Genomic DNA, 431 nt, shown 5'->3' with positions numbered 1-431 from the left:
CTCCTACCTTGTCACAGTGAAACTCATATCCATCGAGAAATACCGCTATAGGTAAAATATGCTCTTGGTTTTTAACTGGCCAGAAAACAAAATCGGGCCGACAAGCCATTTCGACACCCATTGCACAGTTTAAATCAACTTGTGGTTCGATTTTCCACGCCTGAGTGATCTGTTCATTTCGTCCAACAGTCAACACATAACCATTCTTTCCATTTACGATGGCGTTGTTCACTTTCCACGGTCTTCCCGAGGCTTTTAGAGTGTCAATAAACTTATGCTCAAGTTCGCTATCCAGTAACGAGTTTGGATTTACTTGCTTTAATGTATCGATCTCAACAAGTTCATTTCGCCTTTCCAATATCTTTTGAAAAAGCGACTTTGCCAAATCTCTTGAAATTTTCGGCATACGCTGACGATCACGATAGGCATAA

General features: G+C 40.8%; 1 protein-coding gene. It reads right to left on the bottom strand.

Translation table 11 applies throughout. The features are described from left to right. Positions 1-431: hypothetical protein (locus J0A66_RS21755; protein WP_206575943.1), on the bottom strand; the 431-nt coding region annotated here is incomplete at both ends.

This window comes from Bowmanella dokdonensis (assembly GCF_017254865.1).
Classification (GTDB): Bacteria; Pseudomonadota; Gammaproteobacteria; order Enterobacterales; family Alteromonadaceae; genus Bowmanella; species Bowmanella dokdonensis.
The sequence above is the reverse complement of the archived record's forward strand: the minus strand, read 5'-3'. Positions and strand labels throughout refer to the sequence as shown.